This window comes from Microcella frigidaquae (genome assembly GCF_014200395.1).
GTDB classification, from domain to species: domain Bacteria; phylum Actinomycetota; class Actinomycetes; order Actinomycetales; family Microbacteriaceae; genus Microcella; species Microcella frigidaquae.
This window is the reverse complement of record NZ_JACHBS010000001.1, coordinates 1,337,881-1,350,865: the sequence shown is the minus strand read 5'-3', so window position 1 is coordinate 1,350,865 and position 12,985 is coordinate 1,337,881. Positions and strand designations below refer to the sequence as shown.

The 12,985-nt window shown below is 71.4% G+C and carries 19 protein-coding genes; 10 read left to right on the top strand and 9 right to left on the bottom strand.

The genetic code is table 11. The annotated features are described in order from the left end of the window. Nucleotides 1–13 precede the first annotated feature (13 nt). Entirely contained in the window at nt 14–805 is a 792-nt protein-coding gene (locus BJ959_RS06750; protein WP_153983074.1) for a DNA-formamidopyrimidine glycosylase family protein, read from the top strand. A 335-nt stretch (nt 806–1,140) separates the two neighbouring features. On the opposite strand, the gene BJ959_RS06745 is transcribed toward BJ959_RS06750, so the two are convergent. Further along, a complete protein-coding gene (locus BJ959_RS06745) occupies nt 1,141–1,674 on the bottom strand; it encodes a hypothetical protein (protein ID WP_153983075.1) in 534 nt (177 codons plus the stop codon). A gap of 88 nt (nt 1,675–1,762) precedes the next feature. Here BJ959_RS06745 and BJ959_RS06740 point away from each other — a divergent pair, with 88 nt between their 5' ends. Then, nucleotides 1,763–2,314, top strand: a complete 552-nt coding sequence (locus BJ959_RS06740; RefSeq protein WP_153983076.1) for a thermonuclease family protein — start codon at nt 1,763–1,765, stop codon at nt 2,312–2,314. An 80-nt stretch (nt 2,315–2,394) separates the two neighbouring features. Then, a complete protein-coding gene (locus BJ959_RS06735; protein ID WP_183321834.1) occupies nt 2,395–3,315 on the top strand; it encodes an IS481 family transposase in 921 nt (306 codons plus the stop codon). Between the two features lie 50 nt (nt 3,316–3,365). Here the strand turns inward: BJ959_RS06735 and BJ959_RS06730 are convergent, their stop codons facing one another. Both BJ959_RS06730 and BJ959_RS06725 read right to left on the bottom strand, forming a co-directional pair. Beyond that, entirely contained in the window at nt 3,366–4,091 is a 726-nt protein-coding gene (locus tag BJ959_RS06730; protein WP_153983124.1) for an SOS response-associated peptidase, read from the bottom strand. 14 nt (nt 4,092–4,105) lie between these two features. Next, nucleotides 4,106–4,354 carry a glutaredoxin family protein gene (locus BJ959_RS06725; RefSeq protein ID WP_153983123.1) on the bottom strand — a complete coding sequence of 83 codons (249 nt, stop codon included), beginning with the start codon at nt 4,352–4,354 and terminating at the stop codon, nt 4,106–4,108. A 51-nt stretch (nt 4,355–4,405) separates the two neighbouring features. Here BJ959_RS06725 and BJ959_RS06720 point away from each other — a divergent pair, with 51 nt between their 5' ends. Then, nucleotides 4,406–5,110, top strand: a complete 705-nt coding sequence (locus BJ959_RS06720; RefSeq protein WP_153983122.1) for an HAD family hydrolase — start codon at nt 4,406–4,408, stop codon at nt 5,108–5,110. 68 nt (nt 5,111–5,178) lie between these two features. On the opposite strand, the gene BJ959_RS06715 is transcribed toward BJ959_RS06720, so the two are convergent. The 3 genes from BJ959_RS06715 to BJ959_RS06705 form a co-directional block, all read right to left on the bottom strand. Next, nucleotides 5,179–5,277 (bottom strand): 30S ribosomal protein bS22, encoded by a 99-nt coding sequence (locus tag BJ959_RS06715; protein WP_003792170.1) that lies wholly within the window; start codon nt 5,275–5,277, stop codon nt 5,179–5,181. Between the two features lie 81 nt (nt 5,278–5,358). Beyond that, complete coding sequence (locus tag BJ959_RS06710) at nt 5,359–5,553, bottom strand: helix-turn-helix domain-containing protein (protein ID WP_153983121.1); 195 nt, start codon at nt 5,551–5,553, stop codon at nt 5,359–5,361. Between the two features lie 119 nt (nt 5,554–5,672). Next, the gene (locus BJ959_RS06705) at nt 5,673–6,188 is read right to left on the bottom strand and encodes an ArsR/SmtB family transcription factor (RefSeq protein WP_153983120.1); all 516 of its coding nucleotides are present in this window, start codon (nt 6,186–6,188) and stop codon (nt 5,673–5,675) included. A gap of 69 nt (nt 6,189–6,257) precedes the next feature. Between BJ959_RS06705 and BJ959_RS06700 the strand changes: the two genes are divergently transcribed. Both BJ959_RS06700 and BJ959_RS06695 read left to right on the top strand, forming a co-directional pair. Further along, nucleotides 6,258–7,712, top strand: a complete 1,455-nt coding sequence (locus tag BJ959_RS06700; RefSeq protein WP_183321914.1) for a TrkH family potassium uptake protein — start codon at nt 6,258–6,260, stop codon at nt 7,710–7,712. Beyond that, on the top strand, nt 7,705–8,376 hold the full coding sequence (locus tag BJ959_RS06695) for a potassium channel family protein (RefSeq protein ID WP_153983119.1): 672 nt from the start codon (nt 7,705–7,707) through the stop codon (nt 8,374–8,376). The genes BJ959_RS06700 and BJ959_RS06695 overlap by 8 nt, the downstream gene beginning before the upstream one ends. A 34-nt stretch (nt 8,377–8,410) precedes the next feature. On the opposite strand, the gene BJ959_RS06690 is transcribed toward BJ959_RS06695, so the two are convergent. Further along, complete coding sequence (locus BJ959_RS06690; protein WP_153983118.1) at nt 8,411–8,851, bottom strand: hypothetical protein; 441 nt, start codon at nt 8,849–8,851, stop codon at nt 8,411–8,413. A 90-nt stretch (nt 8,852–8,941) separates the two neighbouring features. Next, entirely contained in the window at nt 8,942–9,769 is an 828-nt protein-coding gene (gene proC / locus BJ959_RS06685; RefSeq protein WP_165879070.1) for a pyrroline-5-carboxylate reductase, read from the bottom strand. Nucleotides 9,770–9,830: 61 nt separating this feature from the next. On the opposite strand from proC, the gene BJ959_RS06680 reads away from it, so the two are divergent. The 3 genes from BJ959_RS06680 to BJ959_RS06670 all read left to right on the top strand — a co-directional run bounded on the left by BJ959_RS06680 (nt 9,831) and on the right by BJ959_RS06670 (nt 11,549). Next, nucleotides 9,831–10,121, top strand: a complete 291-nt coding sequence (locus BJ959_RS06680; protein ID WP_153983116.1) for a hypothetical protein — start codon at nt 9,831–9,833, stop codon at nt 10,119–10,121. Between the two features lie 77 nt (nt 10,122–10,198). After that, complete coding sequence (locus tag BJ959_RS06675; protein ID WP_153983115.1) at nt 10,199–10,570, top strand: hypothetical protein; 372 nt, start codon at nt 10,199–10,201, stop codon at nt 10,568–10,570. Between the two features lie 31 nt (nt 10,571–10,601). Further along, nucleotides 10,602–11,549, top strand: a complete 948-nt coding sequence (locus BJ959_RS06670) for a cation diffusion facilitator family transporter (RefSeq protein ID WP_153983114.1) — start codon at nt 10,602–10,604, stop codon at nt 11,547–11,549. Here the strand turns inward: BJ959_RS06670 and BJ959_RS06665 are convergent. Next, a complete protein-coding gene (locus tag BJ959_RS06665) occupies nt 11,533–12,000 on the bottom strand; it encodes a nucleoside deaminase (RefSeq protein ID WP_243739087.1) in 468 nt (155 codons plus the stop codon). The two genes, BJ959_RS06670 and BJ959_RS06665, sit on opposite strands and share 17 nt — an antisense overlap. 27 nt (nt 12,001–12,027) lie before the next feature. Between BJ959_RS06665 and upp the strand changes: the two genes are divergently transcribed. After that, nucleotides 12,028–12,663, top strand: coding sequence for a uracil phosphoribosyltransferase (upp, locus tag BJ959_RS06660; RefSeq protein WP_153983113.1), 636 nt, complete (start codon nt 12,028–12,030; stop codon nt 12,661–12,663). Nucleotides 12,664–12,985 lie beyond the last annotated feature (322 nt).

The following is a 12,985-nucleotide window of genomic DNA, read 5'->3' as shown; positions in this document are numbered from 1 at the left end:
AGGGAGGTCACCCATGCCTGAGGGCGACACCGTGCACCGCGCGGCCGACCGCCTGCACGCCGCACTCGCCGGCCAGACGGTGCTGCGCAGCGACGTGCGCGTGCCGCGCTTCGCGACCGCCGACCTGCGCGGCGCGGTCGTCGACGAGGTGGTCGCGCGCGGCAAGCACCTGCTCATGCGCGTCGGCGACGTGACCGTGCACTCGCACCTGAAGATGGAGGGCGCCTGGCACCTCATGCGCCGCGGCGAGCGCTGGCGGCGGCCCGCCTTCGAGGCCCGCATGGTGCTCGAGACGACCGCGATCTCGGGCGATCCCTGGCAGGCGGTCGGCTTCGCGCTCGGCGAGCTCGACCTCGTGGCGCGGGATGCGGAGCACGAGGTCGTCGGCCACCTCGGCCCCGACCCGCTGGCCGACGACTTCGATCGTGATGAGGCCCTGCGGCGGCTGATGGCTGACCCGGCGCGGCCGATCGGGTTGGCCCTGCTCGACCAGCGCTGCGTCGCCGGCTTCGGCAACGACTACCGGAACGAGCTGCTCTTCCTGCGCGGCGTGCGCCCCGAGACGCCCGCGGGCGAGGTCGACGTCGCCGCCGCCCTCGACCTCGGGGTGCGGCTGATCCGCGCCAACCGGCATCGCGACGAGCGCACGACGACGGGCGACACCCGCAAGGGTCAGCGGCTCTACGTCGCGCACCGCGACGGCCGCCCCTGCCGCCGCTGCGGCACGCCGATCGCCCGCGGCCTGCTCGGCGACGACGCGCTCACCGAGCGCATCACGTGGTTCTGCCCGAACTGCCAGCGCTGAGCAGCCGGCGCTGAGCCGCCTGAGCCCTCGGAGTTGCGCTCCATGTCCCCTTCCGGGTTGCGCTCCATGTCCCCTTCCGGGTTGCCCTCCATGTCCCCTTCCGGGTTGCCCTCCATGTCCCCTTCCGGGCTACCTTTCGATCAACCTTCCAGATCTGCGGATGGAAGCGAGTCGCGTTCAGGTCCATCCGCAGTTCTGGAAGGAGCGCGCAGGTGCCCCCAGCTGTCGACTGCGGATCGCAGCAGGCGGCGTCAACCGCCGCAGGGGCGGGACAGGTGCCGCGACGACAAGACAAGCGCCGCGGCGGCAAGGCCGACCGACGCGGCGGCGCCGGGTCAGTCGCGGGGCACAGCGCGCGCCGCGCTGGGACGCCAGGCGACGATCTGCAGCGCGGTCTCCGCGACCAGCGCCAGCACGCCGGCAATGACGAGCGGCTGCGCGAGCGCCTCCGCGATGCGCGGCACGATGTAGACGCTTGGGTCGTAGATGCCCGAGGTGGCGGCGCTGAACGCGAGCTCGGCGTAGATGGTGAGCGCGAATCCCGCGACGATGGCGATGCCGCCGATCACCCAGAGGGTGCGCAGCCAGGGGTTGCCGGCCACGACCAGCTCGGCGTAGCGCACGTCGCCGGGCTCGACCTCGCTGGGAATGCCGTCCGAGACGCCGTCGACGGGCGCCGACGCGGCGATCGGGGTGGTCGGGCTGGGGCGATCCGCGCGGCGGGCGGCGGGCATCCGCCCCGCGGCCGGTGCCGCTCCGCGCACGACGGCCGGGTCGTCGACGACGGGAGCGCTCGCTGCGCCGCCGCGCTGGAAGGCCTCGGGGTACCGCGGGTCGAGCCCGCCCGACCCGCTCGACGCTGCTGCCATGGTGCTCCTTCGCCGCCGGTGCTGCCGAACGACACCAGGCTAACCCCGCGCGCACCGGCTGTCAGGGGTCGCCGGGTAGCCTCACAGCATGCTGTCCGTCCTGCGTCCGATCGCGCGCCCTCTCGTCGTCGTCGGGCTCATCGGCCTCATCGGCTCGGTCGACGGCTGCCTCGACTCGGGCACGCGCGGCGAGGCGGGGTACGGCCCGGGCGACGGTTTCGAGGGGCCGACCGGGGTCGCGCTCGACGGCACGGGCACCGTGGCCGCGATCACCGACGGCGACACCCTGCGGCTCGAGGTCGAGGGGCAGGAGCTCCGGGTGCGCCTGATCGGCGTCGACACCCCCGAGGTCTACCCCGATGTCGAATGCTTCGGCCCCGAGGCGACGGATGCCCTCACGGCGCTCGCCCCGCCCGGCAGCACCCTCGGCTACACCTACGACCGCGACGAGCGCGACCAGTACGACCGCGAGCTGATGTACCTCTTCACGCAGGACGGCATCCTCATCAACTACGAGCTGGTGGCACAGGGCGCCGGCACGGCCGTGCTGTTCGAGCCGAACGACCGGTACTGGAGCGACCTGCAGGCCGCCGAGCGGGCTGCCCAGCGCGACGGCCTCGGCCTGTGGGGGCAGTGCTAGCTGTAGTTCCTAGGGACGTTGTTCAGGTCGGGCTCCTCCAGGCTTGAGGGTGTCTAGTCGCTCTCACCTGAAGGAGCCCGATGGAGCTTCACGCTAATGCCCGTTTGTCTGTTGAAGGTCGACGACTGCTGTGTCGACGCGTTCGCGAGCTGAACTGGAAGGTCGCCGACGCGGCCTTCGCGGGCGGGATCAGCGAACGTCGCGCCTACGAATGGTTGGCCCGGTTCGATGCCGGCGAAACCCTCGCTGACCGGTCGTCACGGCCGAAGTCGTCCCCGAAGAAGACCCCAGCCAGTGTTGAAGCGGCCATCGTGCGCCTGCGAACACTGCGCAAAACGGCGTCCACGATCGCTGCGATCCTGCAGATGGCGGTCTCGACAGTCTGCGCGGTGCTGGCCCGCGTCGGGTTGAACCGACTGTCGAAGTTGGAGCCCGTCGAGCCGGCGAACCGGTATTGCCGTCGCCATGCCGGGGAGCTGATCCACCTGGACATCAAGACGTTGGGCCGCTTCCGCCGCCCCGGCAAACGCGCCCTCGGCCAGGGAGCAGACCGACGCAGTCGGAAAGCCGGTTGGGAGGCGGTGCATGTCGCCGTCGATGATGCGACCCGACTGTCTTACGTGGAGGTGTTGCCTGACCAGACGGCTGCGACCACGGTCGGGTTCCTGCACCGCGCGATCGCGTGGTTCGCCCGGCATGGCGTGATCGTGCAGGAGGTGATGACCGACAACGGGTCCGCGTATGTCTCCCGGCTGTGGGCGGCAACGTGCGCCGAGGTGGGGCTGGTGCATATTCGCACGCGCCCGTACCGGCCGCGCACGAACGGCAAGGCCGAACGGTTCATCCAGACGCTGTTGCGGGAATGGGCGTACGCGGCGACCTACCGCGACAGTGACCACCGACGAGCGGTGCTGCCAGAATGGGTGCGCTACTACAACACTCAGCGACCCCACGGTTCCCTCGGCCACAAGGCGCCCATGACCGTCCTCGCGGCGGCATGAACAACGTCCCTAGGAACTACAGCTAGCTGCCCGCGCGGTGCCCCGGCGGCTCAGCCGAGCGGCACGATGAGCTCGGGCCCGTCGCCCTTCAGCGGCGCGACCGGGTGGAGCTCGAGCCGCTCGAGCACCTGCTCGCTCTCGTGCACGACCATCGTGACGAGGTCCTGGTCGCCCTCCACGGTCGGGTCGAGCCACTCGTCCCAGACCTCGCGCGGCAGCATCACCGGGGCGCGATCGTGGATGCTCGCCGCGGGCCCGTGGGCAGCCCGCGTCAGCATCGTCGCCGTCAGCACCCACGGCGACGGCGGCTGCCCCTCGGCGACGGGGGCGCGCCACCACGAGTACAGCCCGGCGAAGGCCAGCTCGCCCTCGACGGGGTCGTGGATGTAATGGGGCGTCTTCACGGTGCCCTTCGCCCCGTCTCCGACGGTATGCCACTCGTAGTAGCCGTCGGCGGGCAGGATCGCCCGGGACCGCACAAGCGCCCCCGTGAAGGTGCTCTTCTCGTGCACGGTCTCGCTGCGCGCGTTGAACGTCGGGTACGGCGAGGCGAGCTCGGTCGCCCACCGCGGCACGAGCGACCAGCGCGCGGCGGTGACCAGCCGGGAGGGCATCCCGTCGGGATCGTCCTTGGGGAGCCGGTCGACGACGATCGGCACCTGCTGGGTGGGCGCGATGTTCCAGCTCGGCGGCAGGCGCACCTCGTCGACCTCGTCCGCCTCGAAGTAGCGGCCGAGCTCCTCACCGCTCTTGGTGTTGGCATAGCGTCCGCACATCGGGGGCTCCTTCGTCAGGCCTGTGCGGCGGCGAGCGCCGCCCGCAACCGATCGGCGTCGACCCGGTAGATCGTGTGCACCGCGTCGTCGATCATCACCACGGGAATCTCGTCCCAGTAGCGCTCGTGCAGGGCGGGGTCGTCGAGGATGCTCCGCTCGAGCATCCCGACCCCCGGGAACTCGGCCAGCACGGCGTCGACCACCGCGCGGGCGTCCTCGCACAGGTGGCAGCCCGGCTTGCCGATGAGCGTCACGGTCGTCACGCCCCCAGCCTAGGCACCGCGCCCCGCCGCAACCTGCCTAAGCTTGTCGGGATGTCCTCCCCCGTCACCGGCGACCCCCGCGATGACCACACCCCGGTGATCGCCTTCTTCGACGTGGACAACACGCTCATGCGCGGGGCGAGCATCTACCACTTGGGGCGCGCCGCGTGGCGACGCGGCTTCGTGGGCTGGCGCGACATCCTGCGCTTCGGCTGGCACCAGGCACGCTTCATCGCCGTCGGCGAGAACCAGAAGCACCAGCTGACGGTGCGCGATCGGGCGCTCGAGCTGGTGGCCGGGCACACGGAGGCGGAGCTCGCGCTGCTCGCCGCCGAGACCTACGACGACCGGGTCGTGCACCTGCTGCTGCCCGACACGGTCGCCCTCGCCCAGCGGCACCTCGCGCGCGGGCACGAGGTCTGGCTGATCACCGCCACCCCCGAGGGCTTCGCGACGATCATGGCCGAGCGCCTGGGGCTGACCGGCGCGATCGGCTCGCGCATCGAGAGCGTCGACGGCGTGTTCACCGGGCGACTGCTCGGCCCCGTCATGCACGGAGCGCACAAGGCCGACGCCGCGGCCGCGCTCGCGGCCGAGAAGGGCGTGCGGCTCGCCGACTGCTGGGCGTACAGCGACTCGCGCAACGACATCCCGCTGCTCGAGCTGGTCGGGCATCGCACCGTCGTCAACCCCGATGCGGCGCTCGAGCGCTACGCGCGGGCGCGCGGCTGGCCGATGCTGCACGCGCGGCCCTGAGCATCCGCCGCCCGCAACGCAGAAGGCGCCCGACCAGCCGGTCGAGCGCCTCGCGGCGGGGCGTGCCCCTACTTCTTGTTGCGACGCTGGTGACGCGTCTTGCGCAGCAGCTTGCGGTGCTTCTTCTTGGCCATCCGCTTGCGGCGCTTCTTGATGACTGAACCCATGACAATCCTCTGATCGTGGTCTGGAACGGGAGAACGGCCCGTTCAGGACCGTGCGATGTACCGAGCGAGTCTACCGGACGTCTAGCCGACGTCGGCGATGGGGGTCTGGATGGCCGAGGCGACGGCCGACTCGGGGATGCGGAAGCTGCGGCCGAAGCGGATGGCCGGGAGTTCCCCGGCGTGGACCATGCGGTACACGGTCATGGTGGAGACGCGCATCATGTCGGCGACTTCGGCGACGGTGAGGAACCGAACGTCGGAGAGATCCCGGCCCATGGGCAGCCAATCCTGTCGAGTGTGCGCACCGCACCCGGGTGGCGCGTGTGCCAAGAGTTCACTGTAGGGGCTGGTGTGACTGCTGTAAAGACGCCTGAGTAGGGGTCATCGGGCCGTCGTCAGCGGTCGCCCTCGGAGTGCTTCCAGGGCAGGCGCTTGGCCACCGCATCCTGGACGTCCTGCAGCTTCTCCTGCACATCGTGCAGCCGCTCCTGGGCGCCCTCGATGAGGGTCCGCGCCTGGTGCGAGGCATCGGCCGCGACTCGGCCGACGGTGCTGCCGGCCGAGGTCACGTCGGTGCCAGCCCAGGCGGCGAAGACCGCCGCGCCCGCCTCCGCCTCGGCGTCGAAGTCGGCGCTGAGGAAGGGGATGATCCAGTCCTCGACCTCCTCCAACGGCCCCGGCTCGACGGCATAGTAGCGGTGCTGGCCCTCCTCGCGCACCGAGACCAGCCCGTGGTCACGCAGCACCTTCAGGTGCTTCGACACGGTGGGCTGGGTCGCATCCATGCGGTCGACGAGCTCGCTCACGCTCAGCTCGCCCGTGCCGTTGTCGCCGCGCAGCGAGGCATCGAGCAGGTGCTGCAGCAGCTCCCGACGGGTGGAGTCGGCGATCACGTCGAAGATGTCGGCCATGGCACCAGGCTAGTCAGCCGCGGCCGGGAGTACCATGACTCGCGGTCTGCGGGCCGGTGAGGAGCGTCGATGTCCACGAGCACCCGCATCCGCGGCAACAACGGCGAAGGCAGCGTGAACCCGTTCCGCCGCGCCTGGAGCACCCTCTCCGAGTCGGCGATGGCATCGCCCGCGCGGTTCGCGATCCTCATCTTCACGATCCTCATCCTCATCACGACCCTGCTGCTCACCCTGCCGATCGCCCGGGCCGGCAGCGGCACGGGCGGCACCCCGCTCGCCGACGCGCTCTTCACGGCCGTCTCGGCGATCTGCGTGACCGGTCTCACGACCGTCGACATGGCCACCCACTGGTCGCCGTTCGGCAACATCGTCATCATCCTCGCGATGCAGGTCGGCGGCATCGGCGTGTTGACGATGGCGAGCATCCTGGGCCTCGTCGTCGCGCGCCGCATCGGCCTGCGCGCCAAGCTGATCGCCGCGAGCGACACCAACGCCGCGCGCGTGCACGGCGGCCCGGTCTCCGAGTCGCAGGCGGTGCGGCTGGGCGAGATCGGCGGCCTGCTGTTCACCGTCGCGGCGAGCGCGATCGTCATCGAGCTGGCCATCACCGCCCTCATCGTCCCGCGGCTGCTGATCGAGGGCTTCGACCCCTGGACGGCGATCTGGCAGGGCTTCTACCTCGCGCTCTCCGCCTTCACCAACACCGGTTTCGTGCCCTTCGCGCCCGGCATGGAGCGCTTCGCGGCCGACCCGTGGATGCTCTCGGTGCTCTCCATCGCGGTGTTCCTCGGCGCGATCGGCTTCCCGGTGATCTTCGCGCTCGGCCGCTGGCTGCGCACCCGCGCACGCCTGACCCTGCACGCGCGCATCACGCTCTGGACCACGCTGATCCTCATCGCGTTCGGCGGCCTCGTCATCGCCGTGCTCGAGTGGACGAACCCCGCCACGCTCGGCGCGCAGGACGGCCCGGTACGCCCGATGACGGCGGTCTTCACCTCGATCATGTCCCGGTCGGGCGGCCTGTCGACCGTCGACATCGGCGAGATGAACGGGTCGACCCTGCTCGTGCTCGACATGCTGATGTTCGTCGGCGGCGGCTCCGCATCCACCGCCGGCGGCATCAAGGTGACCACGCTGGCGGTGCTGTTCTTCGCGGCCGTGGCCGAGGCGCGCGGGGTCGACGACATGGAGGCCTTCGGGCGCCGGATCCCCACCGACGTGCTGCGCCTCGCGGTCAGCATCGTGCTGTGGGGCGCGACGATCGTCGCCACCGCGTCGGTGCTCGTGCTGCACATCACGAAGGCGCCGCTCGACTACGTGCTGTTCGACGTGATCTCCGCCTTCGCCACCTGCGGCCTGTCGACGGGGCTCACCAGCAACGAGCTCCCGGATGCGGCGAAGTACGTGCTCGCGGCCACCATGTGGGCGGGTCGCGTTGGTACAGTGACCCTCGCCGCGGCCCTCGCCGCCAGTCAGCGCCGGCAGCTGTTCCGCCGGGCAGAAGAGAGGCCCATCGTTGGTTGAGAGAATCCGCCACGACGCTCCCGTGCTCGTGATCGGCCTCGGTCGGTTCGGCGCGGCGACCGCGGGGCAGCTGCAGAGGCTCGGCCGCGAGGTGCTCGCCGTCGATGAGGACCCGGCGCTCGTGCAGAAGTGGGCCGAGCGGGTCACCCACGCGGTGCAGGCCGACGCCCGGTCGCTGGATGCCCTCCGCCAGATCGGCGCCGACGAGTTCAGCATCGCCGTCGTCGCGACGGGCTCGTCGATCGAGTCGAGCGTGCTGATCACGGCGAACCTCGTCGACCTCAAGATCCCGCAGATCTGGTCGAAGGCCATCAGCCAGTCGCACGGCAAGATCCTCGCCCGCATCGGCGCGAACCACGTGATCTACCCGGAGGCGGAGGCCGGCGAGCGCGTCGCCCACCTGGTCTCGGGCCGCATGATCGACTTCATCGAGTTCGACGACGACTTCGTGCTGGTGAAGATGTACCCGCCGAAGCCGATCCGCGGGCTGTCGCTGACCGAGTCGAAGGTGCGCTCGAAGTACAACATCACGGTCGTCGGCGTGAAGAGCCCGGGCAAGCCCTTCACCTACGCCACCGAGCAGACCGTGGTGTCGAACCACGACCTCATCATCGTGTCGGGCACCGAGCGCGACATCGACCGGTTCGCGTCGCTCGACAGCTGAACCGGCCGATGCCGCCCCGGCGACGGATGCGGGGCTAGGGCGCGGGCGTCGCGGGAGCGCCCGGCTCGATGCCCTGCTCCTGCAGCCATTGCTCGAACTGGGCGCGCAGCTCGTCGCGCTGCTCCTGGCGCTCGTCCATGCGCTCGTCCATGCGCTCGTTCATCCGCTCGTCCATGCGCTGCTCGATCCGCTGCTCGACGCGCTCGCCGCTGCGCTCGCCGTGCGGGCCGCGCAGCAGCTCACCGGCCTGGGCGATGGCGGGGCCGCGGTCGCCGGGGCCGCCGGGCAGGGCCTGCCCGAGGGCGACGCCGCCGGCGAAGGTGAGCCCGAGGGTCAGCACCGAGCCGACGGCGATGCCGGTGATCGCGAGCGCGCGGCCCGCTCCGCCACGCGCGGGTGCGGCCGCGGGCGCGGCGTCGGGCGTGGATCCCGCACTGTCGGCGGAGGCGCTGGTGGTGGGGTCGTTGGTGGCCATGGGGCACTCCCTCGTGTCGGGGACCCGCCTCGGTCGGCGGATCGACGACGCAACGGTGCGCGCCGACCCTATGACATTCCTATACGGCGTCTATGCCCCGGCGGCCAGTTCCCGTGCACGTTCCTGTGCGGCACGCGCGGCCCGCTCGAACACGGTGGCGAGCTGCGCCTCCTGCAGCACGGCGATCGCCCGCTCGGTGGTGCCCTTGGGGCTCGTGACGCGACGCCGAAGCTCGGCCGGCTCCTCGCCGGTCGCCTCGAGCAGCAGGGCCGCGCCCGAGAAGGTCTGCTGCACGAGCAGCGCCGCGACGTCGGGCTCGAAGCCCATCGCCTCCGCCGCGCGGGTGAGCTCCTCGATGAGCAGGAAGACGTAGGCCGGGCCGGAGCCGCTGATCGTCGAGAGGGCGTCGATCTGCGCCTCGGGCAGCTCGACGACCGTGCCCACGGTGCGGAAGAGGTCGTCGGCGAGCGCGAGGTGCGCGGCCGTCGCCCGCGCTCCACCCGCGATGCCCGTGACGCCGCGACCGATCAGCGCGGGCGTGTTCGGCATCGCGCGCACGACGGGGTTCGGCACGACGTCCTCCATGGCCGCGGTCGTGATGCCCGCGGCGACGCTCACCACGAGCGCGTCGGGGCGCAGGCTCGGGGCCAGCTCGGCCAGCACCGTCGTGATCTGCGCGGGCTTCACGCCCAGCAGCACGAGCCCCGCATCCGACACCGCCCAGGTGTTGGCGGCGCTGTCGTGCTCGGTCGCCCGCGCCTCGACGCCGTTCGCGCGCAGCGCGGCGGCCGAGGCCTCAGAGCGTGTCGTCGCGCGGAGGCCAGGGAGCCGGACGCCCGGCGCGCGGAGGCCAGCGAGGATGGCGCCGCCCATCGACCCGGTTCCGATGATGGCGACGGCGGGGAGGGAGGCGTTCACACGTCGAGTGTAGGTTGGAGGGCGCCCACCGTTCCGACGAGCGACGCACGAGGAGGCCGGCATGCAGGCAGCGGCGATCCAGGAGGTGCTGCTGGCGACGGCCGGCATCCAGACGGTCGAGTCGGTCGGGGTGCATCCGCTGGCCGCCGGCGGCCTGCTCGTGACCGCGCGTCTCGGCTTCGGCCCCAGCACCCCGAACGGCGAGGTGGTGGCCCTTCTCGAGGTGGCGCGCACGGAGATCCGCGCGATCGCCCCGGAAGCGAGCGCGGTCGTGCTCGAGCCCGTGGTCGCGGGGCCGCGCGACGACGCGAATCCGCCCACCGACGTGTTCGTCATCCGCGGCGCGAACTGAGCTCGTTCTTGGCCGCGCGCCGATAGCCTGGCGACGAGCGCACAGACGCGCCCCGATCACCCGAAGGGTTCACCGCCATGGACATCCTCCACTCCGTCATCCTCGTCGGCCACTTCATCGGCCTCGCCGCGATCGTCGGCCCGTTCCTCATGCAGGCCCGCTGGAAGGGGCAGTACGCGTTCCCGGTTGTGCTCGGCGGCGCGATCACGCAGCTGGTCACGGGCATCCTGCTGACCGGTCTCGCCGAGATGGGAGAGGACGAGGGGCCGCTCAACTACGCGAAGATCGGCGTGAAGCTGACCATCGCGACCGTCATCTTCGTCGCGGCCCTCCTCGGCTTCCTCAAGCAGCGCAAGGCTCAGGGCGGCGGCGGCCGTGAGCTGCTGCCCTTCTTCCACGCCGCCGGCGGCCTCGCGCTCGTCAACATCGCCCTCGCCGTCTTCTGGTGATCGGCACGCGCGCGCACCGCCCGAGGCGCCGATGAGCGCCTCGGGCGGTGCGCGCGCCATCATCGCGGCGCTGCTCGCCAACACCGGCATCGCCGCCACGAAGTTCATCGCCTACCTCGTCTCCGGCTCGAGCGCCATGCTCGCCGAGAGCGTGCACTCCGTCGCCGATGCCGGCAACCAGGTGCTGCTGCTGGTCGGGCAGCGCCGGTCCCGGCGCGCGGCCGATCAGGAGCATCCCTTCGGGTACGGGCGCGAACGCTACGTCTCCGCGTTCGTCGTCGCGATCATCCTCTTCTCGGTCGGCGGCATGTTCTCGCTGTACGAGGGCGTGCTGAAGCTCGGCGAACCGCACCCGATCGAGAACGCCTGGCTGCCCATCACCGTGCTGCTGATCGCCATCGGGCTCGAGACCTACTCGCTGCGCACGGCGGTGCGCGAGTCGAACCACGTGCGCGGGGGCCAGAGCTGGATGGCGTTCATCCGCCGCGCGAAGGCGCCCGAGCTGCCCGTCGTGCTCATGGAAGACGTCGCCGCGCTGCTGGGCCTGACGTTCGCGCTGGCCGGCGTGGGGCTCACCGTGCTGACCGGCGATCCGGTGTGGGACGCCATCGGCACGATCCTCATCGGCGCCCTCCTCGTGCTCGTGGCGATCGTGCTCGGCATCGAGACGAAGAGCCTGCTGGTCGGCGAGGGCGCCACGGCCGATGACGCCGCCGCCATCCGCGACGCCCTGCGCGCCCATGATCTCGTCGTCGCGCTCGTGCACATGAAGACGCTGCACCTCGGCCCGGAGGAGCTGCTCGTGGCCGCCAAGGTGGCCTTCCGTGCCGGAGCGACGCTCGAGCAGGTCACCGCGGCGATCGACGAGCTCGAGCGCGCGGTGCGGGCCGCCGTGCCCAGCGCCCGGGTCATCTTCATCGAGCCGGGGCTCGCCACCACCCCCGCTGTCGGCGAGGCGCGGCTCAGCGCCGAGCGCTGAAGAACGCGGCGAGCAGGGATGCGCACTCCTGCTCGTCGACCCCGCCGACCACCTCGCCCACGCGGTGCGGCAGCCGCCGCTCGCGCAGCAGGTCGACCACGCTACCCGCGGCTCCGGCCTTCTCGTCCCACGCGCCGAACACGACGCGGTCGATGCGCGCGGCCAGGATCGCACCCGCGCAGAGCACGCACGGTTCGAGGGTGACGACGAGCGTGCATCCGCTCAGCTGCCAGTCGCCCCGCGACGCCGCCGCCTGTCGTAGCGCGACCACCTCGGCGTGCGCGGTGGGGTCAGCGCCCTTCTCGCGCTCGTTGCGGCCGCGGCCGATGATCGCCCCCGCCTCGTCGAGCACGATCGCACCGACCGGCACGTCGTCGCTGGCGAGGGCGGCGCGGGCCTCGACGAGCGCCGCGGCCATCGCCGCGCGATCGCTCTCGGTGACCGTCGTCATGACCCGCCCTTCCGTTAGATTGAGCCTATGCGAGTCCACGTTGCCGACCACCCGCTGATCACGCACAAGCTGACGGTGCTGCGCGATCAGACCACTCCGTCGGCCACGTTCCGGGCCCTCACCGAAGAGCTGGTGACCCTGCTGGCCTACGAGGCCACACGGCACGTGCGCACGCACGAGGTGACGATCCAGACTCCGGTCGCGCAGACGGTGGGCCTCGCCATCAGCGAGCCGCGGCCGCTCATCGTGCCGATCTTGCGCGCGGGTCTCGGCATGCTCGAGGGCATGGTCAAGCTGGTGCCGAGCGCTGAGGTCGGCTTCCTCGGGATGGTGCGCGACCACGACACGCTCGAGCCGAGCGTGTATGCCGAGCGGCTTCCCGACCACCTCGAGGGTCGGCAGTGCTTCGTGCTCGACCCCATGCTCGCGACCGGTGGCTCGCTGCTGGCCGCGATCGAGTTCCTGTTCGAGCGAGGCGCCGACGACGTGACCGCGGTGTGCATCCTGGGCGCGCCCGAGGGCCTGGAGATGATCGAGAAGGCGACGGCGGGCCGCGACGTCACGATCGTGCTCGGCGCGCTCGACGAGAAGCTCAACGAGAAGGGCTACATCGTGCCGGGCCTCGGCGATGCCGGTGACCGCCTGTACGGCACGGTGGGCTGAGCCTGCCCTGACTTGACGGTCTTCCGGCGGCTCGGGGATACTGAGCCGCATGACCGTCACCGCGAATCTCCTGACCGCCCGCGAGGCCGTGGAGACCGCTGGCATGATGATGCCGGCGAGCGCTGACGCCTGCTGTCGAATGTGCGCCTGATCGCCTGACCGCCCGAGTCGTGCCCCTCTGCCGATCCATCGCCTGACGATGTCCGATCGCGACGAGCGCCGACTCTCCGCTCCGGCTCCGGATGCTCCGGGCCGCGACGCGCGCACCCTCGACTCACCCGCTCCGAACGCTCGACCGCCGCGCGGCGAACCGTTCGACTCC

Excerpts from the sequence above, each read along its gene's own strand:
- BJ959_RS06750 (WP_153983074.1), top strand. The coding sequence starts at position 14 with ATGCCTGAGGGCGACACCGTGCACCGCGCGGCCGACCGCCTGCACGCC.
- BJ959_RS06745 (WP_153983075.1), bottom strand. The coding sequence starts at position 1,674 with ATGGCAGCAGCGTCGAGCGGGTCGGGCGGGCTCGACCCGCGGTACCCC.
- BJ959_RS06740 (WP_153983076.1), top strand. The coding sequence starts at position 1,763 with ATGCTGTCCGTCCTGCGTCCGATCGCGCGCCCTCTCGTCGTCGTCGGG.
- BJ959_RS06735 (WP_183321834.1), top strand. The coding sequence starts at position 2,395 with ATGGAGCTTCACGCTAATGCCCGTTTGTCTGTTGAAGGTCGACGACTG.
- BJ959_RS06730 (WP_153983124.1), bottom strand. The coding sequence starts at position 4,091 with ATGTGCGGACGCTATGCCAACACCAAGAGCGGTGAGGAGCTCGGCCGC.
- BJ959_RS06720 (WP_153983122.1), top strand. The coding sequence starts at position 4,406 with ATGTCCTCCCCCGTCACCGGCGACCCCCGCGATGACCACACCCCGGTG.
- BJ959_RS06715 (WP_003792170.1), bottom strand. The coding sequence starts at position 5,277 with ATGGGTTCAGTCATCAAGAAGCGCCGCAAGCGGATGGCCAAGAAGAAG.
- BJ959_RS06710 (WP_153983121.1), bottom strand. The coding sequence starts at position 5,553 with ATGGGCCGGGATCTCTCCGACGTTCGGTTCCTCACCGTCGCCGAAGTC.
- BJ959_RS06705 (WP_153983120.1), bottom strand. The coding sequence starts at position 6,188 with ATGGCCGACATCTTCGACGTGATCGCCGACTCCACCCGTCGGGAGCTG.
- BJ959_RS06700 (WP_183321914.1), top strand. The coding sequence starts at position 6,258 with ATGTCCACGAGCACCCGCATCCGCGGCAACAACGGCGAAGGCAGCGTG.
- BJ959_RS06690 (WP_153983118.1), bottom strand. The coding sequence starts at position 8,851 with ATGGCCACCAACGACCCCACCACCAGCGCCTCCGCCGACAGTGCGGGA.
- BJ959_RS06680 (WP_153983116.1), top strand. The coding sequence starts at position 9,831 with ATGCAGGCAGCGGCGATCCAGGAGGTGCTGCTGGCGACGGCCGGCATC.
- BJ959_RS06675 (WP_153983115.1), top strand. The coding sequence starts at position 10,199 with ATGGACATCCTCCACTCCGTCATCCTCGTCGGCCACTTCATCGGCCTC.
- BJ959_RS06670 (WP_153983114.1), top strand. The coding sequence starts at position 10,602 with ATGAGCGCCTCGGGCGGTGCGCGCGCCATCATCGCGGCGCTGCTCGCC.
- BJ959_RS06665 (WP_243739087.1), bottom strand. The coding sequence starts at position 12,000 with ATGACGACGGTCACCGAGAGCGATCGCGCGGCGATGGCCGCGGCGCTC.
- upp (WP_153983113.1), top strand. The coding sequence starts at position 12,028 with ATGCGAGTCCACGTTGCCGACCACCCGCTGATCACGCACAAGCTGACG.